General features: G+C 69.8%; 15 protein-coding genes and 1 pseudogene. 9 read left to right on the top strand and 7 right to left on the bottom strand.

What is annotated here, in order from left to right; genetic code table 11:
* From AC0VYP_RS12495 to AC0VYP_RS12485, 3 genes are all read left to right on the top strand, one after another.
* Positions 1-2,586 carry an ABC transporter permease gene (locus AC0VYP_RS12495; RefSeq protein WP_475469767.1) on the top strand — a complete coding sequence of 862 codons (2,586 nt, stop codon included), beginning with the start codon at positions 1-3 and terminating at the stop codon, positions 2,584-2,586.
* Positions 2,587-2,689: 103 nt separating this feature from the next.
* Positions 2,690-3,577 (top strand): DUF2268 domain-containing putative Zn-dependent protease, encoded by an 888-nt coding sequence (locus AC0VYP_RS12490; protein ID WP_475469765.1) that lies wholly within the window; start codon positions 2,690-2,692, stop codon positions 3,575-3,577.
* A 65-nt stretch (positions 3,578-3,642) separates the two neighbouring features.
* On the top strand, positions 3,643-4,401 hold the full coding sequence (locus tag AC0VYP_RS12485; protein WP_475469763.1) for a MerR family transcriptional regulator: 759 nt from the start codon (positions 3,643-3,645) through the stop codon (positions 4,399-4,401).
* A gap of 29 nt (positions 4,402-4,430) precedes the next feature.
* Here AC0VYP_RS12485 and AC0VYP_RS12480 read toward each other — a convergent pair whose 3' ends face one another.
* Complete coding sequence (locus AC0VYP_RS12480; RefSeq protein WP_475469762.1) at positions 4,431-4,559, bottom strand: hypothetical protein; 129 nt, start codon at positions 4,557-4,559, stop codon at positions 4,431-4,433.
* A 197-nt stretch (positions 4,560-4,756) separates the two neighbouring features.
* Entirely contained in the window at positions 4,757-5,662 is a 906-nt protein-coding gene (locus AC0VYP_RS12475) for an alpha/beta hydrolase family protein (RefSeq protein WP_475469760.1), read from the bottom strand.
* Positions 5,663-5,762: 100 nt separating this feature from the next.
* Here AC0VYP_RS12475 and AC0VYP_RS12470 point away from each other — a divergent pair, with 100 nt between their 5' ends.
* Both AC0VYP_RS12470 and AC0VYP_RS12465 read left to right on the top strand, forming a co-directional pair.
* Positions 5,763-6,332, top strand: a complete 570-nt coding sequence (locus AC0VYP_RS12470) for a TetR/AcrR family transcriptional regulator (RefSeq protein WP_475469758.1) — start codon at positions 5,763-5,765, stop codon at positions 6,330-6,332.
* Positions 6,333-6,693: 361 nt separating this feature from the next.
* The gene (locus AC0VYP_RS12465; protein ID WP_475469756.1) at positions 6,694-8,151 is read left to right on the top strand and encodes an alpha/beta fold hydrolase; all 1,458 of its coding nucleotides are present in this window, start codon (positions 6,694-6,696) and stop codon (positions 8,149-8,151) included.
* A 203-nt stretch (positions 8,152-8,354) separates the two neighbouring features.
* Here AC0VYP_RS12465 and AC0VYP_RS12460 read toward each other — a convergent pair whose 3' ends face one another.
* Positions 8,355-9,539, bottom strand: a complete 1,185-nt coding sequence (locus tag AC0VYP_RS12460; RefSeq protein ID WP_475469754.1) for a DUF418 domain-containing protein — start codon at positions 9,537-9,539, stop codon at positions 8,355-8,357.
* A 269-nt stretch (positions 9,540-9,808) separates the two neighbouring features.
* On the opposite strand from AC0VYP_RS12460, the gene AC0VYP_RS12455 reads away from it, so the two are divergent.
* Both AC0VYP_RS12455 and AC0VYP_RS12450 read left to right on the top strand, forming a co-directional pair.
* Entirely contained in the window at positions 9,809-10,783 is a 975-nt protein-coding gene (locus tag AC0VYP_RS12455) for a GntR family transcriptional regulator (protein WP_285759847.1), read from the top strand.
* Between the two features lie 35 nt (positions 10,784-10,818).
* Positions 10,819-11,205 carry a hypothetical protein gene (locus tag AC0VYP_RS12450; RefSeq protein WP_475469753.1) on the top strand — a complete coding sequence of 129 codons (387 nt, stop codon included), beginning with the start codon at positions 10,819-10,821 and terminating at the stop codon, positions 11,203-11,205.
* A 69-nt stretch (positions 11,206-11,274) separates the two neighbouring features.
* On the opposite strand, the gene AC0VYP_RS12445 is transcribed toward AC0VYP_RS12450, so the two are convergent.
* Positions 11,275-11,730 carry a DUF1801 domain-containing protein gene (locus AC0VYP_RS12445; RefSeq protein WP_475469752.1) on the bottom strand — a complete coding sequence of 152 codons (456 nt, stop codon included), beginning with the start codon at positions 11,728-11,730 and terminating at the stop codon, positions 11,275-11,277.
* Between the two features lie 177 nt (positions 11,731-11,907).
* On the opposite strand from AC0VYP_RS12445, the gene AC0VYP_RS12440 reads away from it, so the two are divergent.
* Positions 11,908-12,348: a helix-turn-helix transcriptional regulator gene (locus AC0VYP_RS12440; protein ID WP_475474241.1), complete on the top strand. Its 441-nt coding sequence runs from the start codon at positions 11,908-11,910 to the stop codon at positions 12,346-12,348.
* A 14-nt stretch (positions 12,349-12,362) separates the two neighbouring features.
* A complete protein-coding gene (locus AC0VYP_RS12435) occupies positions 12,363-12,773 on the top strand; it encodes a VOC family protein (RefSeq protein WP_285759844.1) in 411 nt (136 codons plus the stop codon).
* A 213-nt stretch (positions 12,774-12,986) separates the two neighbouring features.
* Here the strand turns inward: AC0VYP_RS12435 and AC0VYP_RS12430 are convergent, their stop codons facing one another.
* From AC0VYP_RS12430 to AC0VYP_RS12420, 3 genes and pseudogenes are all read right to left on the bottom strand, one after another.
* The gene (locus AC0VYP_RS12430; protein WP_475469750.1) at positions 12,987-14,468 is read right to left on the bottom strand and encodes a DEAD/DEAH box helicase; all 1,482 of its coding nucleotides are present in this window, start codon (positions 14,466-14,468) and stop codon (positions 12,987-12,989) included.
* 220 nt (positions 14,469-14,688) lie between these two features.
* Positions 14,689-14,823, bottom strand: coding sequence for a hypothetical protein (locus tag AC0VYP_RS12425; RefSeq protein ID WP_285759842.1), 135 nt, complete (start codon positions 14,821-14,823; stop codon positions 14,689-14,691).
* A gap of 625 nt (positions 14,824-15,448) precedes the next feature.
* Positions 15,449-20,927 (bottom strand): annotated as a pseudogene (locus AC0VYP_RS12420) (ATP-binding protein).
* Positions 20,928-21,119: the final 192 nt, after the last annotated feature.

The following is a 21,119-nucleotide window of genomic DNA, read 5'->3' as shown; positions in this document are numbered from 1 at the left end:
ATGCTGCGCACCACCCTGGCGGGCCTGCGACTGCACAAGTCCCGCTACGTCACCACCGTGCTGGCCATCGTGCTCGGCGTAGTGTTCGTCACCGGAACCATGGTCTTCGCCGACACCCTCAAGGCCGACTACGAACGCTCCGTCATGGGCGCCGCCACCAGCGTCAACGCCATCGCCACTCCCGGTCTGCCCGTTCCCGGCCCGGAAGAGGAGTCCCAGGAGCCCGTCCCCTTCACCCAACAGCAGCTCGAACAGATCCGCGCCCTGCCCCAGATCAGCGACGCCGGCGGCATGCGCCAGAGCGGGGCGGTGCTGCTGGACGATTCCGGCCGTTCCTTCGGCACCTTCCCACCGGCGGCGATCACCGTCAACGAGGTCGTACGCTTCTCCGCCTCCGAGGGGGAACTGCCGTCCTCCGACGGCGAGATCGCCCTGGCCGCCTCGATCGCCGACCAGACCGGTTTCGGCATCGGTGACACGGTCACCCTCCTGGACCAGGAACAGAACGAGCACGCGTTCACCGTCACCGGATTGCTCGACCTCGGGCTGGAACCCGGTTTCGGCTACCGGGGCGCACTGGTCCTTACCCCGGAGTCCTTCAAAGCCGTGACCGGCGCCGAAGGCTACTTCGAGATCGACGCCCTGGCCGCCGACGGGGTGTCCGAGGCGCAGGCAGCGGCTGCCGTGAAGACCGTGCTCGGAGAGGATGCCGAGGTCGCGACGGGAACCGCTTTCGGTGAGCGGTTGGCCGACGACGCCGGCGCGAGCGCCGACGTGATGCGTGCCGCGCTACTGCTGTTCGCGCTCATCGCGGTCTTCGTGGCCGGGATCGTCATCTACAACACCTTCGCCATCCTCATCGCCCAGCGCCAACGCGAACTGGCCCTGCTGCGCTGTGTGGGTGCCGCACGCGGCCAGGTCTTCCGCTCGGTGCTGGCCGAGTCCTTCGTCGTGGGTCTGCTCTCCTCCGCGATCGGCGTGCTCGCCGGGATGGGCGTCGGTCTGCTCGCGTTCCGTGTCGGCGGCCCGCTCATGGGTGCCGACGCGGGCACTTCGGTCGTGATCACGCCCCTCGCCGTCCTGACCGGTCTGCTGGTGGGAACAGCGACGTCCACCTTCTCGGCGATGGTCCCCGCGGTCCGTGCCACCCGGGTCCCCCCGTTGGCGGCGCTGCGCACCAGCGCCACCGCCACCGGACTGGAGAAGGGGACCGGCTGGATCCGTGTGGCGTTCGGCCTGCTGTGCTTCGCGGCTTCGGCCGGAGCGGTCGCCCTCGCCCTGGCCGTCGGACCCGACACCGCCGGCCTGTTCGCCGTCGCGGGAGCCGGCATGATCGCCTTCGTCGGCGTGGTGGTCCTGGGACCGCTGCTGGTGCGCGGCATCGTGCGCCTGGCCGGGGTCCCCCTGCGCAGGGTGGGCGTGCCGAGCATGCTCGCTGTGGACAACTCCATCCGCAGCCCGCGCCGCGCGGCCACCGCCATGATCGCCCTCACCGTGGGCGCGACCCTCATTACCGGCTACTCCGTGCTCAGTTCCTCGATCGAACGCACGATGACCCAGGAACTCGACTCCCGGTTCCCCTCCGACTACGAGATCAGGCCCATGCTGGGCGTGGAGGACGTCGCGTCCGGGCCGGACGGGGTGCCGGACGGCCTCTCCACCGTCCCCGACGAGGTGCGCGCCCAACTGGTGTCCTCCCCGGAGGTGGAAACGGTCTTCGCCCAGCAGACCACCTCTGTGGGCACCGGCGAGAAGGAGATCGCCGGGGTGGACGGAACGGTCCCGGTGTCGGCCTTCGTAGGCGCCGAGGCCGGCTCCCAGATCCCGGGCGGGGTGGTCGAGGGCGACCTCGCCGACCTCGGGCCGGGCACGGTCGCGGTCGCCGAGACCCACGCCGATACCTTGGGGCTGGGGGACACGGTCACGTTGGAGGCCCCGGCCGGGGACCTGACGCTTGAGGTCGCGGCCGTGGTGGAGAGCTCCTCCCTTTGGTACGGGCTGACCGTCCACCCGCACGACTTCGCCGCGCTGGCCCCCGAACAGGCCGGCGACTCCATGGTCGTCGTGCGCGGAACGGAAGAAGCCTCCGCCGTGGAACTCCGTGATGCCGTCTACTCGGCGGTCAACCCCTACCCCACGCTGGAGGTCTTCTCCACCAGCGAGATCAGGGAGGAGTTCACCCAGGTACTGGAGACCGCGTTCTACGCCATCGCGGCGATGCTCGGCCTGGCCATCGTCATCGCGGTGTTCGGCATCTCCAACACCATGGCCCTGTCGGTCCTGGAGCGCACCCGCGAGTCCGCCCTGCTTCGCGCCCTGGGACTGGAGAAAGGCCAACTGCGACGCATGCTCGGGACGGAGGCCGTCATGCTCTGCCTGATCGGCGCCGGAATCGGCATCGTGCTGGGCATCGTGTTCGGCTGGGCGGCGACCGCCGCACTCCTTCCCAACGTCCTGTTGGGGCTCCCCCTCGGCCAGATCGCGGTGTTCATCGGGGTGGCCGTCCTGGCCGGACTGCTGGCCTCCCTGCTGCCCGCCCGCCGCGCCGCGGCCACCTCGATCACCGGGGCGCTGGCCAGCGAGTAGACCCCGCGTCCGTGGCCCGCCCCTCACCAGGGGCGGGCCCGATCCGGTCTCGGCGCTTTTCCGGTTGACCTTGACGCTGCGTCAATCTCTAGTGTCGGGGGACATGACGATCACCGTTCTCGACACCTACTCCGCCATGACGCGCATCCTGCGGGCTCCCGCCGCGGACCGTGTCGCCCTGCTGCGCTCGATGCTCAACCCCCTCAGCGGCATGTACCGCTACTTCCCCGGAGACGTCGATCTGGTGGACATGCACCGGCAGGCGTCCGGATTTCCCGTCAACCGTGACGAGAAGCGCTGCCTCGACGCACTGGAGACGCTGGCGGCGGCCGGGGCTTGGGAACGCATGCAGCGTGCCCTCGACGACGCTCTCGCCGTGCAGACGGCGGCGACACCGGGGCTGGAGGCCCCGGACATCACCGTGCTGGTCGTGCTCGGCGACCCCGGCGACGCCCACTTCATGGGCCCGAGCCTCGGAGTGACCGGGAACGGCGGAATATCGGGCTACATCGTGATCACGCTGTGGCCCTTCCCCGAGAACGTGGAACGGGTGGAGGCCACCGCTGTGCACGAGCTCAACCACAACCTGCGCTACGGCCCCGGCGGGGTCGAGTGGAACCCCATGACCGTCACGGTCGGCGAGCACGTGGTCTCGGAGGGCCTGGCCGACGCGTTCGCCCGCCAGCTCTATGGCGACGGACTCGGCCGCACCCGCATCGGGGTGCCCCACCTGCATGACGAGGCGGTCTTCGCCAAAGTGGTGTCCGGACTCGACGTGACCGGGATGCACAACTTCACGGCCTGGGTGCACGGCGACGCCACCGCGGAGCGCTTCGGCGCCGCCCCGGTCGGTCTGCCGACCGGGGCGGGGTACGCCGTCGGCAACAGGCTGGTCAACGCCTACCTGGCAGCGACGGGGCAGACCGCTGCACAGGCCCTGCACGCCGGGAAGTCGGAGATCATCGCTACGGCGCTTCGCCACGAGGGCTAGTCACCTGGCAGCCTGCTCGGGAGGTCGGGGGCCGACCGACAGGTCGCGACAATCAGGAGCAGGCGATGGAGTGGACGATCAACGAACTCGCGACGAGGGCCGGCATCACGAGCCGCGCCCTGCGCCACTACGACCGCATCGGACTCCTGGCACCCTCCCGCGTGGGCGCGAACGGGTACCGCTACTACGGCCCCGGTGCGGTCGCCCGTCTGCAACGGATCCTCTTGATGCGCACGTTGGGGATGGGCCTGTCGGCCATCGCCGACGTCCTGGCGGAGGAGGTCAACGAGCACGACGGGCTCAGGGCGCACATCGCGGAGCTGGAAGGCGAACGGGACCGGATCGAGCAGCGGATCCATGCGGTGCGGCACACCCTCGAAGCCGCCCTGGCCGGGGCCGAACCGTGCATGGACGTGATGCTCGACGGGTTCAACGACCGCTACGAGGAAGAGGTGACCTCGCGCTGGGGCGAGCGCGCCTTCCGGGCGAGCAACGACTGGTGGCACTCCAAGAGCCTCGAAGAGCAGCTGGCCTGGAAGCAGGCCAGCGAGGATCTCGTAGCCGCATGGGGCGACGTGTGGAAGACCGGGGTTTCCCCGACGTCGGGGCGCGCGCAGTTACTGGCGGCCCGGCACGTCCAATGGCTGCGCGAGATCCCCGGCACCCCTACCGCCGAGGGCGACCGGGACCGTTCGATCCAGATGGTGGAAGGCTTGGGCCACACCTACGTCAACGATCCGCGCTTCGCCGCCAAATACCACGGTGCAGAGGGAGCAGCGTTCGTCCGCGACGCGCTGCACGCGTATGCACGGACACGGATGTAGTCGCCCATCGCGAGCGCGTGGAAGGCCGGTCATGCCGCACGAAGAGACGAGCGGTCCCCGGTGACGATGACGACGAAGGCGAAGGCGAAGGCGAAGTCCAGCGGCGAGGGCTCCACCGCGGTTCGCGGAAAAGACCGTCGGACGGGTGTCGGTGCCACGTCCGCTTCGCGCCGGTGGGGTACCCACTGATGAGCAGGTTGTGGCGTACGGGAAGTCCACCGAGGAACCGGCCCGCCCCGAGCCGGACTCCCTCCGGATAAGCGCCGACGGGCCCGGCGGGGTCGGGGCGCACTCCGGTGCCGAGCCCCGCCCCGCATTGCCGACCACCCAGTACACGACGGTGGTCGGACCGAGGTCATTTGCTGGCGAGGCTCCACCCACCGTCGCCGGCGGTGCCGTTCAAGGCGGCCCACCCGGAGTCGTCGAGGCCGAGGACCGAGCGGAGGTAGGCGGAGATCGTGTCGGCTGTGAGGGCGACACGGGCGGGGTCCTCGTCGGTGGTCTCGGCGACCTTCTCGCCGGCGATTCCGCCCATGGTGTGCTCGGCCTCGGTGATGGTGAGCAGGCTCTTGGGCGCCGGGCCGAGGTGGTAGGCGTCGGTGAACCACTCCGGCCCGCGGGTGGAGAGCTGCGAGTCGTCCTTGCCCCCCGCGACGATCAGGGCCGGTGCGGTCATGGTGGAGAAGTCCGGCTTCATGAACGGAAGGTTCTCGGCGGCGAACGGGGTGAGGGTGTCGCCGGTTCCCGTCGCCCCGATCAGCGCGCCGGCCGAAACCGCGGAGTGGGAGAAGTCCTCTCCCGCACCACCCTCGGCGTCCAGCACGCGCGCACCGAGGAGGGCGCCCGCGGTCTGGGCGCCCCAGGAGTGGCCGACCACGGCAGTGCGCTCAGGGTCGGCGCGGGTCTCCAGACCGGCCTGGGCCAGAACGTCCGCGAGGTGGTCGAGGACTGCGTGCAGGTCGGTGATCCGCACGCGCCAGATGGTGGCGAAACGCGGGTCGTCCCAGGCGATGGCGTTGCGCCGGGAGTCCAGGTGGGTGGGCTGTACCACGACGAATCCGGCGGCGGCCCACCGGTTGACGAGGGGCTCGTACCCGTCCAGTGACCACGCGTTCCCGTGGGAGAAGACGATCACGGGCAGGTTGTGGCCCGAGCGGGGTGCGGTGACCTTCACCTGAAGGTCGATGCCGCGCCCGGGCGAGGGGACGACGATGGGCTTGACCGAGACGATCTGTTGGCTGAGCGAGTGGGACGAGGGCATGAGGGAGCCACACTTTCCATGAGTACCGGGATGCCATAATTTGGCGGAGCGTCGTTCCGCCAAATTAGCGGAACATTGTTCCGCGAACAAGGGGGCATCCGTGCCGAAGTCGGTCGGGGTACGCCAAGCACAGGCCCAGCGCACCCGCAGTGGTGTGCTGGAGGCCGCTGCGGCAGTCTTCGTGGACAGGGGGATCCAGGCGCCCGTCCGCGACATCGCCGAACGCGCCGGGGTCGGTGTCGGCACGGTCTACCGGAACTTCCCGACCCGTGCGGATCTCGTCACGGCCGTCTACCGGCACCAGATCGACGCCTGTACCGCTCTCGCACCCCGGCTTCTTGAGGAATCCGCCTCGCCGTTCACCGCTCTGGCCCTGTGGACAGACGCGTTCGTGGACTTTCTGGTGACCAAGCACGGCCTCGGCGCGGCGCTGGGGTCGGGCGACCCAGGACTGGAGAACCTCCACGCCCTCATGCTCGACACCCTGGTTCCGGCCTGCGCGTCATTGCTGGACGCCTGTGCCGCCACCGAGGAGCTCCGCCCCGGTGTCGCCGCGTACACGCTCCTGCGCGCCATCGGGAACCTCTGCATCACCGGCCCCGACTACGGCCAGGCCGACGCCAAGGACATGGTCGCCCTCCTCCTCGCCGGATGCCGCAACAAGGTGTGACGGCTGGCCCGGGGGCGGCAAGCGTCGTCACCGTTGCCCGTGGCCGGCCAGGAGCCGGCCCCGAACAGCTCTGTTGCCCGGTGTTCGTCCGAACGCCGGAGTCGTTCCTCCTAGGGAAGCGATGGAGCTTCGGAGCGGTCACCGGCGTACCCAGGGCGGCCGGTCGCCGCGGGGCCGCCCTCGCGTCACAGGAGCCGACACCCGTGACGGTGCGCACCCGCCGTCCTGTCGGGGAGGACGCGCGCGGTCCCGGGCCCCTCCTTTAGTCGCTCGCGGGTTCGTCCTCCGGTCGGAGGTGCGGGTGGGGCAGGCGAAAATAGCCTGTTTGCGACCCCTGACCCCATTTGAGCGGAGAACCCCCGTGCTCTTTGCCCGCAGCGCCGCACTGACCGCGGTCTCCGGCCTGTTGCTGACCGCCGCCGCCGTCCCGGCCTCGGCCGCCCCGGACCTGGAGTGGCGGTTGTGTTCCGACACCGCCCGAGGCTGGGACGAGGACGACGACCGCACCCTGTGCGCCTCGGTACCGGTGCCACTGGATCACGAAGATCCCGACGGGCGCACCATCGAGATCGCGGTAGCCCGGGTGCCCGCCGCCGAGGAGAACGCCTACCCCGTCCTGTTCAACCCCGGAGGCCCGGGCATGCAGGGGGTGACCATGCCGCAGCGCATCCTGGGGAGTTCCGCCGCGGACCTGGGCCTGCGCCACGACCTCATCGGTTTCGACACCCGCGGCGTGGGCTACAGCAGCGCCCTGGAGTGCGACTACGAGATGACCGAACCCGATCCCGGCCTGGACGCCGAAGGCAGGGACCGCCACGTGGCGGAGGAGCAGAGCCGGATGAACACCGCCTGCCACGCCAACGACCCCGAGTTGGTCGCCTCCCTGACCGTGGAGAACGCGGCCCGGGACATGGAGCTGATCCGCGAGGCCCTGGGTGAGGAGACCATCGGCTATTACGGGGTGTCCTGGGGAACCCTGCTCGGTGCCACCTACCGTTCGCTCCACGACGACCGGGTCGAGGCCATGCTCCTGGACTCGGTGGTCTCGCCGGACAGCTCTCTCACCCACCTGGAGGCGGGACAAGTCGAGGCCGGTGAGGCCGTCTTCCACCGGTTCACCGCGTGGATGGCCCACCACCACGACGTCTACGGACACGGCTCGGACGCCGCCCGGCTGCGCGAGGACGTCCTCGCGCTCCGGGACGCGTTGACCGAGCACCCCCGAACCGGGCCCGACGGGACGGTCGCCGACGGAAACACCGTGACCATGCTTCTGGCGACACCCGAACGCGAGTGGCCCGCCAACGCGCGTGCGCTAGGCATGCTCCTGGATGGCGGCGTGCCCGAATGGGGGTTCTCCCAGAGACAGGCGCCGGACACCGGGTGGGACGCCGAGACCTACGGGTTCACCGCCTTCGCCCAGGTCGCGCTGTTCTGCAACGACTCCGACAGCCCCCGTGACTTCGACGAGGTGTGGCGCAACCGCACCGAGCGGGCCGAGCGCTACCCCGCCGTGGGCGCCATGGGCTTCTACGAGCACCTCTGCGTGGGATGGCCCGAGGAGGGCGAGGGCCCCGACCTGCGCCAGGGGCAGAGCCCCCTTCAGCTGGTGGGCCACTCCAAGGAGATGGTCACTCCGCACGCCTGGGCAGAGGACATGCGCGACGTGATCGGCGGAGAGGTCATGACCGTCAACGACGACGGTCACGGCACCCTGTCCGACCTCGATTGCGCCACGGCGGCCGTCAACTTCTTCGCCACCGGCCGGACCACCACGGACACCTGCCCCGGCCCGCCCATGCCGACTCCCGAGGGCTGAGGCCCGGCCCTCGTCGGGACCGGCGCACCGTCCTCGGCGCGGACGCGGGCGCGAGGACCGCACACACCGTCGGGGCCCTCCCACAGTGGTGGGAGGGCCCCGAGACATCGATGACGGTCGCTACGGAGAGGTTTTGGGTCCTGCCCGCGTCCTGCCCTGCCCTGGGAGTTCCGGCCGGTGTGCGCGGCTCTCAGGGCCTTCGCCTACTCGCGACCGTTGCCGGTGGTGTTCGGTCCGCCTCGGTAGGTGAGGCGGCGCAGCGCCACCTCGGCCGGCCCTCGCACGCCTCGACGGCGCATGAGGTCGGCGAGCACCACCGTGGTCAGCCACACGGCCACCGCGATGCCTACACCCACGGCCGGTGATGTCTGGTGCAGGTTGAGTGTGTAGGAGGAGAACAGAACCGCCCACGCCACGGACTGGGCCAGGTAGAAGGTCATGGAGCGCTGCCCGAGCGCGGCCAGGGCGTTGGTCACCGGTCCGGGCCGGCCCGTGAGGCGGACCGCGACCAGGGCGATGAGCGCCGCGTAGCCCAGTCCGCCCGCGTAGCCGCTCACCTGGTGCAGGGCACTGGTGATCATGATGTCCCCGGGGGCGACGTCGGTCCACACACCCGCCTTGTCCAAGGCCAGGGGGAGGCCGCCCAGAGCGGCCAGGGGGATGCCGATGGACGCGGTCCAGCGCAACAGCCGCAGGTGCTCGTGGGGCTGTTCCAGGATTCGGTGCCGTGCCGCCAGGACGCCGATCAGGAACGGGACGAGGGTGCTGACGACCATGATCACGGACAGGACCGAGAACAGGGTCAGGCGGAAGAAGAGTTCGTTCACGAACCCGTCGGGCAGCAGCGGCATGTTCCGGCCGGTCGTGACGGCGACCAGGGAGTGGAAGGCCACGGCCAGGGGCAGCAAGGCCGCCGCCAGGATCATCAGTGTCCGGTCGCGCAGGCGCAGTACACCCATCAGGAGCAGCGTCACCAGGCCGTAGACGGCCAGGATGTCTGCGGGGAAGAGCAGTGCCGTGTGCACCAGGCCGAAGACGATCAGCCACAGGCCGCGCCGGCGCAACAGGTCGCGGGTCCGGGGCCACGCGTATCCCTGCTCGCTGCGGCGGCGGTAGATCTGGGCCACGCCGTAGCCGAACAGGGTCGCGAACAAGGGGTAGGCGCGCAGGTTGACGAACATGACCGTGCCCGCCGTAGTGATCTGGTCAGCGATGGCGGAGGTGTTTCCGGGCCCTCCGATGAACTCGGTGAACAGGTGCGTGTGGGCGAGCGCGATGAGCAGGAGCATGACGCCGCGAGCCAGGTCCGGGGTCAGCGAGCGGCGGTCGGCCGGGAGCGGTCCGGGCGGAGCGTGGGAACGGGGTCCGGGGGTGGACGTGTGCGTCATGGGGGCCTCCAGAAGAGCTGCGGAGTTTGAGGAACGGTGTATACGCCGATGCGCACCACTCGGGGGTAGTGCGCGATGCGTACATAGTACGCATCAAATCGAGATTGCAGCAAACTCTCTCCCTTTTAGCTTCTGTGCTAATTAGACCTAGTGCACTAGGCTTCGATAAGGGCTTTTCAGATCGCCCTGGCGCTCTCCATGGGTACTTTGTACCTCAAGTGCACTAGTACACTTGGAGAAGCGGAGAAAGATCGAAGGAGGTGCCGTAGATGTCCACGGCTGGGGAACGGGAACTGCCGCCCTACGCGCGGGTGGTCGCCGATATCCGAGCGCGTATCGCCGCCGGGGAACTGCGCCCGGGCGACCGGGTCCCCTCGACCAGGGAGATCATCCGGGAGCGGGGGGTGGCCATGGCCACCGCCACCAAGGCGCTCGCGGCCCTGCGCCAGGAAGGGCTGGTCGAAGCGGTACGCGGGGTGGGAACCGTCGTGCGGGGCGCACCCGCTCCCGCTCCGGAACCGCGAGGGCAGGGCGGACAGCGCCCACGACCGGCCGAGGGCGAGGGGCGCCGCTCCGCCTCCGAACCGGCGCTCACCCGGGAGGCCATCGTCGGGGTCGCGATCACCATCGCCGACGCCGCGGGCATCGAGGGTTTGTCCATGCGCAAGGTCGCCACCCAGCTGGGGGTGAGCACCATGGCCCTGTACCGCCACGTCGCGAGCAAGGACGCGCTGGTGACGGCGATGATCGACCAGGTCTACACGGAGCACGCACTGCCCGATCCGCCGCCCGGGGACTGGCGGCCGGCCCTCGAACTGGCCCTCCGGACGGAGTGGGGCATCTATCGAAGGCACCCCTGGGTCGTTCGACTGACCATGCTCGCCGGAGCGGTCCAGTCCCCCCGGCTCCTGGAGAACGCCGAGTGGATGATGCGAGTGATCACCGCCCAGGGGCGCTCCCCCGACGAGGCCATGAAGATCCTCATCTTCGTGTCCGCCTACACCGCCGGCATGGCCCTCCAGGCCACACCGGCGGTGGTGGAGGAGCACGAGTTCGGAATGGACACCGAGGACTGGTGGAGGTCCAGGGGCCCGGAATTCCTCCGGATCGCGGAACAGGGTCGGTACCCGCTCACGTTCAGCGTCTCAGGGCCGCCCGACGTGCCCGAAATCTTCGACCTCGGTATGAAACTCCTGCTCGACGGACTCGCGCCCCTGATCCAGGGGCAGACCGGCCCGGGCTGAGAGGCCGAGGACGAAAAAGTCGTGGAAGTGGACGGGTGGTCCACGGGCAGCCGGGTGAGAAGCGGGCCGCTGCGCCGGTCCAGCCGGGAGCCCGGCTCAGGACGCACGCCGCGTTCTCCGTGCCACTCGGGCAAGCGGTCAGGGCGGCGGGCGGTCCAATAGCGCTGGCCGACGACGCGGACGCGCTCCGCCGGATGCTCCACCTCATGCGGCAGAACCTGGCCGCCATGCCGACACCACCGGTACCCCGGGGGTTCGTCGCGTTGCGGACGCTGCCGGAAGGGCTGCTCGTGGCCGTGCTCCGGCGCTTCTTGCGCAGCCCGACGGCCCTATACAGCGGACTCAACAACACCTCGCCCGCCGAGGCGGCCGAACTCGAAGGGCTGGCCGGACAAATCCGCGCCCATGCGAAAAACCGGTAGGCGGCATCGTGGCGATCGTTTCCACCGTGCCCCGAACAGCGGGCCATCCGCGTCGTCGCCGGTGTGACGTCAGCTCACGGCCTTCTCGACGAGGGCGGTGATCGCCTTCTCGGCCTTGCCGCTCAGCTCGGTCACGGCGTAGGACGTGGGCCACAGGCCGCTGTCGTCATCGAGGTTGGCCTCGGGGGTGAAGCCGAAGGTCGAGTAGCGCTCCTTGTTGACGTGCCCGCTCCGGAAGAAGCACACCACCTTCCCCTTCCTGGCGTAGGCCGGCTGGCCGTACCACAGCTTCGGCGACAGCTCCGGGGCGGTGGCGGTGACGATGGCGTGAATGCGTTCGGCCACCGCCCGGTCCGATTCCTCCATCTCCGCGATCTTCGACAGCACGTCGAGTTCCGCGGCGGCCGCCTTGGTGCCACGACCACGGGTCGCCTCCTTCTTCAGTTCCGCCGCGCGTTCCTTCATGGCGGCGCGTTCCTCCTCGGAGAAGCCGTTCGTGCTCTTCGTGTCGGTGTCCGCGCTCATTGCTGTGGCCCTCCCGGTCGTGATCGGTGTGACGTGCTTTTGACGCTATCCGTGCGCGGAGGCCCGGTGCTTCTCGATTCCTGACCGATGCCCGTCCCACCGCACGGGTCCGAGCGGTCGGCCGACGACGCGCCTGCCCTGCCGAGGTGGCAGGTGCGACGTGGAACGATGGTGCGTATGGACTCGGAGTGCGCAGAGGCGCAACGTCTGCGCGACATCGCGGTGATCCGTCGTGTCCGCGACCGGATCGACCGTGAGTACGCCGAACCGTTGAACGTCGAGGCACTGGCCCGTGGAGCGCACATGTCGGCCGGGCACTTGAGCCGAGAGTTCCGCCGCGTCTACGGCGAGTCCCCGTACTCGTACCTGATGACCCGGCGGATCGAACGCGCGATGACGCTGCTGCGCCGCGGCGATCTCAGCGTCACCGAGGTCTGCTTCGCGGTGGGCTCCTCCTCGCTGGGCACGTTCAGCACGAGGTTCACCGAGCTGGTCGGCGTGTCGCCGAGCGTCTACCGTCGCGACCACTCCCAGGCCGGGGCGGGGATCCCGCCGTGTCTGGCCAAGCAGGTGACCAGACCGGTCAGGAATCAAGAAGCCCGCACCCGGCAGCCCTGATTAACGTGATGACCATGACCATCACCATTCACCACGCCTTCCTCCCGCACACCGACCCCGAAGCCGCTTTGGGCTTCTACCGCGACCTCCTGGGCTTCGAGGTCCGCAACGACGTCGGCTACGAGGACATGCGCTGGATCACCGTCGGTCCGGTCGGCCAACCCGGTACTTCCATCGTGCTGCACCCGCCGGCCGCCGATCCGGGCGTCACCGACGAGGAGCGCCGCACCATCCTGGAACTCATCACCAAGGGCGCCTACACCGCCGTCACGCTGGCCACCGACGACCTCGACGGGCTCTTCGACCGTCTCCAGACCGCAGGTGCCGATGTCGTCCAAGAACCCATGGACCAGGGCTACGGAATCCGCGACTGCGCTTTCCGCGATCCGTCCGGCAACCTCATCCGCGTCAACCAGCTCACTTGAGCGAACTGGCCCCCACCGGGACACCCCGACTCCTTCCTGGACGCCTCTGACCAGAGAAAATGCGTGGCTTCGTATTCCGCCCCGATGTCCCTCGCCTTTCTGCCCCGGAGGGAGGTCTGCGGTTGCTCCGCCGAACCCCGAAACGAAGAACGGGGGCGCCCCGCGGTCGCTGTCGCGACCATGGAGCGCCCCCGCGGGAACGTGATTCAGCGGCTAGACCGCGCTGCGCCGAGCCGGACGCTCGGAGCTGCCGGCGCCGACGCGCGGGGCACCGGAACCGCGGCGGCTCTGCGCCGAACGGCTGCGCCGTCCACGCGAAGCGCCTCCCCCCGCACGCTGGGTGCGCTCGGGGGCGGGGGCGGCCACGACCACCGGGACGCCTGAGGGCTCGCGGGCACCGGTGATCTCGGTGAGCTCGGAGTCTCCGGAGCGCACCTGGGCGGTGCGCGCGTTGATCCGGGCGGTGGCCATCAGGCGGGCCATCTCGCGGCGCTGGTTGGGCAGCACCAGGGTGACGACGCTGCCGGACTCGCCGGCGCGGGCGGTGCGTCCACCACGGTGGAGGTAGTCCTTGTGGTCGGTGGGCGGGTCGATGTTCACGACCAGGTCGAGGTTGTCAACGTGGATGCCGCGTGCGGCGACGTTCGTGGCGACCAGTGCGGTCACGTGACCGTTCTTGAACTGCTCCAGGGTGCGGTTGCGCTGGGGCTGGGACTTGCCGCCGTGCAGCGCGGCCGCGCGCACCCCGCTGGTCAGCAGGTGGCGGGTCATACGGTCCACGGCGTGCTTGGTGTCCATGAACATGATCACCCGGCCCTCACGGGCGGCGATGTGGGTGGCGGCGGTGCGCTTGTCGGCGTCGGAGACGTGCAGCACGTGGTGCTCCAGCGTCGTCACGGCACCGGCGGAGGGGTTGACGGAGTGGACCACCGGGTCGGACAGGAACCGGCGCACCAGCTTGTCCACGTTGCGGTCCAGGGTGGCCGAGAACAGCATGCGCTGTCCCTCGGGACGCACCTGCTGCAGCAGGGCCGTCACCTGGGGCATGAAGCCCATGTCGGCCATCTGGTCGGCCTCGTCCAGAACGGTCGTGCCGACCTCGTCGAGTCGGCAGTCGCCGCGCTCGATGAGGTCCTTGAGGCGGCCGGGGGTGGCGACGACGACCTCGGCACCGTTGCGCAGCGCGTTGGCCTGACGCGAGATGGACATGCCGCCGACGACCGTGGCCAGCCGCAGGCGCACCGACTGGGCGTAGGGGGTCAGGGCGTCGGTGACCTGCTGTGCGAGCTCACGGGTGGGGACGAGCACCAGCGCCAGCGGCCGGTGGGCCTGGGCGCGCTGCCCGGTGGTGCGCGCCAGCATGGCCAGACCGAAGGCGAGGGTTTTGCCGGAGCCGGTGCGGCCGCGGCCCAGGACGTCGCGTCCGGCCAGGGAGTCGGGCAGCGTCGCGGCCTGGATCGGGAACGGGGCGCTCACACCGTTGCGGGTGAGGGTGGCCATCAGCGGAGCCGGCATGTCCAGCTCTTCGAAGGTCTCCACCGCGGGAAGCGGCGGAGTGGTGCTGACGGGGAGCGCGAACTCGCCGTGCGGGGCGGCGGGGCCGCGACCCGAGGACTGGGGGCGGGGGCGCTGTCGGCCGCCGCGGCCCTGTCCCTGGCGGGAGGAGCGCTCGGTGGAGCGGGTGGGACGATTCATACGGTGATGCCTTCCTCGATACGGCGCGGTCGAGGAAGCCCTGGCGGCGCTGAAGCCGCACGGGGAATCACAAGAACGAACCGAAGAAACGGATGCGAAGCGCGGACGGGACGACCGTGCTGCGGGCTTCGGGATGGCCGACGTCCGCCGCCGGAGGCGGTCGGGTGCCGGGCCGTGGTTGAGCGCGGTCCCATGATCGGGGCGGCGGTGACGTGGTGGCTCAGCCGAGTCCGATGGTCTCGGCCTTGATGCCCTTCGCCGGCGCGCGGAAGCCCTGCGCGTCAACGGCGAAGCGGTGGGCGATACGGCGGGAGCCGTCCGCACCGGTGAACCACGTGACGGTGCCGTTGGTCATGTCAGTCTCCTTCGGGGGCTGTACCGGCGGGCCCGCACGATGCGGGCAGTGCCGTGTCGCCGTGATGATCACCCGAGACAAAAGACGTGAGGACCGAAAAAAGAAGATGCGCCTAGAGGTCTGAACCAGGAGGCGCACGAGAAAGTCCTTGGGAACCACAACTGCAACCGTTACCGAAGGTAGCACGCCTGAGGCCGCCACGGGTCGGAGCAGGTCCGTTACCACGCTCACATGCCGGTCGCCCACAGGACGGAAGCGGGTGCGCCGGGTGCGTCCCCGTACGGGATGGGACTGCTGTGTCCCGAGGTCCCGCACGGGCGAGACGGCGGCAGCGGTGCACGTGAGCACCGCTGCCGCCGCCGTTGGACCCGGGATCGTCCTCGGCCGAACAATTCGATGCTCCCCCGGGAACTGCTCAGGGCGGTAGGAAACCGGAAGTCGGGAGGATCGACACGCGAAGCCACTCCCCCGCTGCCGCGGACGGGACCGACCGGGCCGGACGCGTACGGTACCCGCAGGGCAGACGGTCCTACCGCTGTCCGGGAACAGGGCGCCGAGGGCGTGTCCCCTCCCCGGGAAACCGTGGAACCGGCCGGACAGGGGGTGCGGCCGGTTCCACGGGCAGTCAGCGCCGCATGCCCTGCTCGATGGCCTCGATGATCCGCGGCCGCAGCTCGGCGGCGCTGATGATCGAATCCACCGATCCGACCTCGACTGCGCGCTGGATGCTGTGCATCCGGTCGAACTCCGTGGCGACCTCGCCGAGCTTCTCCGCTCGGACCGCGGACTGCACCTCGGCGAGCTGGGCGTTGAGCGTCGCCCGTGTGGCTCCGCTGGCTGCCGAGACCTGTTCCTGCAGCTTGGTCACCCTGGGGTCGGTCGCGGTGCGGGTGTTGACGTCGCCGGAGAACACCACCGCCGCCGCAGGGGCGCCGCCGAGCACCGAGGCGAACGAGCCCTCCAGCGCCAGCACGGTCATGTTCGGGTTGAGTGCCTTGGAGAACACCACGAACGCGCCACCGTGGTAGCGGGAGATCACGCAGAACACGATCGGGCCGTCGAAGTTGACGATCGCCCGGCCGATCTCGGCGCCGTACTCCAACTGGAGCTTGCGCATCGACTCCGGGGAACCGTCGAATCCGGACAGGTTCGCCAGCACGACCAGCGGCCGGTTGCCGGACGCCGCGTTGATCGCTCGCGCGGTCTTCTTCGAGGACCGCGGGAACAGCGTGCCCGCGGTGTAGGTGTCGGGCCCGTCGGCGGGCGGGAAGCCGCGCCGCGGTACCGACCGCGACTCGATCCCGATCAGGCAGACCGGCCAGCCGCCGATGTGCACGTCCTGTACCGCCGAGGTGTCGGCGTCGGCCATGCCCGCCCAGCGCTCCAGCACCGGGTGGTCCTGGTCGGACAGCGCACGCATGACCGTGCGGATGTCGAACGGCTTCTTGCGGTCCGGGTTGTGCTCCGGGGAGAAGATCTGGCCGACGGTGGTGAAGTCGCTGCCGGCGATCGTGTGCGGGAACTCGGAGACGCTGCGGTCAACCGGGTCGTTCGTCCCCGCCTTGCGCGGTGCCGTTTCGCCGGGCACGACGTAGGTGTGGTCGTAGTGCGCCATCAGCACGTCGCTGGCGGCCGCCAGGCTGGGAGCCCAGTACTGCGCCTGACCGTTCGGACCCATCACGCGGTCGTAGCCGCCGATGCCGAAGTTGTCCTCCGCCGACACGCCGCCGGAGAAGTCCAGCGACTGCTTCCCGGTGAGCACCATCGCGGAGTCGGGCGTCATCACGAGGATGCCCTTGGTGTGCATGAGCATCGTCGCCTCGGCGTTCCAGTACGGCTGGGCGCCGACGTTGATTCCCGCGACCACGATGTTGATCTCGCCGCCGGCCTGGGTGAACGTGACGATCCGCTTCAGCGCGGCCGCGACCCAGTCCATGTTCTCGGTGCCCGAGGTCATGGAGATCCGCGCCCCGGCCGACAGCGCGAACCACTCCAGCGGGACCCGCATCTGCTCGGCCAGGTCGAGTGCCGCGATCACGCGTGAGCACTCCGGTTCCGACAGCGCGCCCAGCGCCTTCGTCGGGTCACCGAGCAGCACCACACGGGTGACGCCTTCGGGGTACCGTTCGGTCGGCGTCGTCACGACGCCCGCCACGATCGCCGCGGAGTTCTTTCCCGCGGGGCGCTCGACCGGTACCAGTGCGCCGTTCCCGTCGAGGTCGTATTCGGTGAAACCGCCGTCGCTCCCGGCCAACAGGCCGGTGAGCTCGTAGGGGTAGACGTTTCCGCGTCGGGAAGCGCGCAGCACCTTCTGGCGGTAGTCGTCCAGCGGCTGCACCGGTTCCGTCAACGGCTCTCCGACGTGGACCCGCGCACCGTTGTCCTGGTCGAGGACGATCCGTACGGCGACCTCGGTGAGTTCACCCGACGCGGTGCGCTGGCGGGCCAGGAACTGGACCTCTTCCAGTCCGGCGCCCGCCGTGGTCGGCAGGATGCGCTGGACCAGGGTGTTGAGCTCGTCGGCGGACAGTTCGGTCAACGGCCACACGTACATCATGATCCGGTTGGTGTCGAACCGCCTGTTCTGCGGCCGCTGCGCCTGGATGTTGCGGATCGCGTCCAGGCACCCGGTGATCGTGTCCTCCACCGCGGGCAGCGCGACCAGCCGGCCGTCGGCCTCACGCAGGGGCGTCAGGTCGCGGACCTGGCCCATCGCGAAGAGCCGCTCGTCGGTCGGGTTGCTCTTCGCGACCCCCTTGAACAGGTAGATCTCCTCGTCGGCTGAGGGAAGCCGGGTGAGGTCGAACTCGCGCAGCCGCTCCAGTTGCAGGCGCTGTGCGATCTGCGGGTGCAGACCACGGATCAACCGGTCCTCGGTGAAGCCCGCACCGTCGAACCGGAAGGTGAAGTGGTGGTGCATCACCGCGCCGCTGGTCCCGGCGACGGTGATGGTGATCCGGCGGACGCCCGTTGACAAGGGGTGTTCGGCGAGGAGCTGGCCGAGCCGCACCGCCATGGTGTCGGCGTCGGGCTGGCTTTCCCACGTGACGTAGAGGTCGGCGGCGAGCCCGCGCTCGGCGACGTCGGCAGCGAACGCGCCGACCGCGCCGATGGCGTCGGGCAGGGCGGAGATGTCAACGGTGGTCGTGACCAGGCGGGTCACTCCGACGGGACCGGTGTGCTCGGCCGTGATGAACCGGCAGCCCGCAGTCTCCCGCGCGGTGACCTCGGACAGTCTGCGGTTGCCGTAGTAGCGGCGGGTCAACACCTCCAGCAGCGGGTCGTGGTCCCGGCCGGGACGCCCGATCCGCTGCCCGATCAGCCGGACGAGCGGCTCGGCGCTGGCCACCATGGCCTGGATCCGCTCCGCGCGGTCCGGGGCGTCCGGGTTGCGGTCCAGGTGGCGCAGCTCGTTGCGCACCTCGGCGTACACCTTGGCGCGGTTGCGGCGCAGCAACGGCTGCGCGAACCAGCGGAACACCACACCGCGCGCCAGGTCCGACACCGCGGGGAAACGCACCTGCGTTGCCTCGACCAGGTGCTCCAGGGCGAGGCCGGCGCGCTCGCTCAGCGACTCGATCGGAGGCGCCCCGGCCAGCCACTGCCGCAGCACCTCCGAGACGACAGCGACGTCGGTTGAACATCCGCTGGAGCGCGAGGAAGATCCGGAAGACCGCCGCCTCCAGCTCCGGGGTGCGGTCCAGTTCGGCGATGCCGTAGTGCCCGAGCATCTTCTTGAGCTTGGCCTGGAACCCCTCGGTGACACCGGCGCGTTCGACGTCGAGGCTCTGCAGATAGCCGTGGAAGTACTCGCGCGGGCTGTGCACCGGGCTTCCCGGTTCGACCTCCAGCTCGCCGCCCGGCTTGTTGCGGCTCAGCTCCGACAGGTCGGCGAACACCGTCAGCAGGTCAACCTCGCCCGGAAGCGGACGGTCGCCGAGCTCGGCCCGGGCGGCCAGGTATCCCGACAGCAGACGTTTGCGGTCCTGCGGGTCAACGTCGAAGCCCAGCAGCAGACTGCGCAGGTCCTTGAGGTCGCCCTCGACCCGATCGGCCGCGGACACGTCCAACGGCTCGGCCGGCAGGTCAACCTCGCTGACGCCGGCGGCTTCCTCCTCGGCTCCTTCGTCGGCCAGGGGCTCCAGCCGCATCAGCGGTGTACCGGTCTCGACCTGACTGCCCACCGACACGGGGCACTCGCGGACCCGGGCGCGAAACGGTGCGCGCAGCACCGTCTCCATCTTCATGCTCTCCAGCACCAGGATCGGCGCCCCCGAATCGACCTCTTCGCCCACCGACAAGGGCGTCGCCACGACCAGCGCGGGCGCGGGGGAACGGACGACGCCGCCCTCGTCGCGGCTGATGCGGTGCGTGACGCCGTCGATCTCGACCAGGTGGATCGGGCCGTGCGTGGCCGACACGAGCCGGAAGCGGTGTCCGTTGACCACGATCTGGCCGCTGTGGGCGTCGAACCGCTCGACCTCGACGTTCGCCGGGTGCACGTCACCCCCGCCAGAGATGCCGACGCGGAAACGCTTCTGACCGACACGGACGACGCCCACCCGGTAGCCGGCGCCGCGGAGTTTGAGGTCCAGGGGACGGCCGCTCTCGTGCTGGACCTGGGGCCGTCCGCCGTTGGCGGTGGACAGCAGCCGTTGGCGGCTGACCTCCTCCTCGTCCTGGTAGGCCTCGATCGCGGCTGCGGCCAGGGCGATCGCGGAGTGCCGGTGGTTGACCAGGCGGCCTTGGGCGCGTACCCGGTCGATCCAGCCGGTGTCAGCGCTCGCGTCGATCACCTCGGGCTGGTCGAGCAGGTCGAGCACGAAACTCTTGTTGGTCGCGCCGCCTTCGATGATCACGGTGGTCTCGGCCATCGCACGACGCAGTCTGCCCAGGGCCTCGTTGCGGTCGCGGCCGTAGGCGATGATCTTCGCGATCATCGAGTCGAAGTCGGCCGGGATGCTGTCGCCCTCGCTGACGCCGGTGTCAACGCGGATGCCGGGGCCGGCGGGCAGCACCAGTCGCGCGATACGGCCGGGGGAAGGGGCGAAGTCGCGGTCGGGGTCCTCGGCGTTCAGCCGGGCCTCCACGGCGTGGCCGGCCTCGCTCGGCTGGTCCCCCTCCAGCTTCCCGCCGCCCGCCACGTGCAGCTGCAGCCGGACGAGGTCGGTGCTGGTGGTGATCTCGGTGATCGGGTGCTCGACCTGAAGCCGGGTGTTGACCTCAAGGAAAGCGAACAGCTTCTCCCCGGGGTGGTAGAGGAACTCGACGGTGCAGGCGCCGCGATAGCCGACGGCCACGGCGAGCCGCTCGGCCGATGCCTTCAGCTCCGCGGTCTGCTCCGGTTCCAGGACCGGGGAGGCGGATTCCTCGATGATCTTCTGGTTGCGGCGCTGCACCGAACAGTCGCGCACGCCCAGGGCCCACGCGGTGCCCTGCCCGTCGGCGATGACCTGGACCTCGACGTGCCGGGCACCGGTGACCAGACGCTCCAGGAAGACCACACCGGAGCCGAAGGCGCGCAGCGCCTCCTGGCTGGTGCGCTCGTAGGCGTCGGCCAGGTCCTCGTTCGAGGCGACCATTCGGATGCCGCGTCCGCCTCCGCCCGCGGTGGCCTTGAGCATCAGCGGGTAGCCGATCTCGGTACCGGCACGCAGTGCGTCGTCAAGGGTGGCGACCTCGCCGCGGCTCCACGGTGCCACCGGGACACCGACCTCTTCGGCGATCAGCTTCGCGCCGATCTTGTCGCCGAGTTTGCGCATCGCTTCCGCGCTCGGCCCGACGAAGGTGACACCGATCTTCTCGCACAGCTCGGCGAACGCCGGGTCCTCGGCGACGAAGCCCCAACCGACCCAGGCGGCGTCGGCCCCGGTCTCCACCAGCGCCCGCTCCAGGACGGCGTGGTCGAGGTAGGGACGGGCCGAGGCGGGGCCCAGCGAGTAGGCGACGTCGGCTTCACGAACGAAGGTCGCGTTGCGGTCGGCGTCGGTGTAGAGGGCGACCGTCTCGATTCGTGTTCCGGTTTCAGCAGAAAGATCCCGGACAGCGTGGATGAGCCGCATCGCGGCCTCTCCGCGGTTGACGATGGCGACACGACTGAACACCGGCTGAGCCTCCCAAGTACCTACACGCAGAAGGCGACGTCCGGTTTCCGGAGCGTCGCCTGCACCTGACTCCCTACCCTCCTCGATTACCGCCGGGTACAGCAATGTTCCCTACGGCAAATGCTGGAGCCGCTAACTTGTGGGAACCCCACAAAAAAGCCCCCGAAGTACACCGTTCGGTTGCCGATTCAC

This window comes from Nocardiopsis sp. iso_186 (assembly GCF_056173365.1).
Note: the sequence above shows the minus strand (reverse complement) of the source record. Positions and strands in the feature narration are given on the sequence as shown.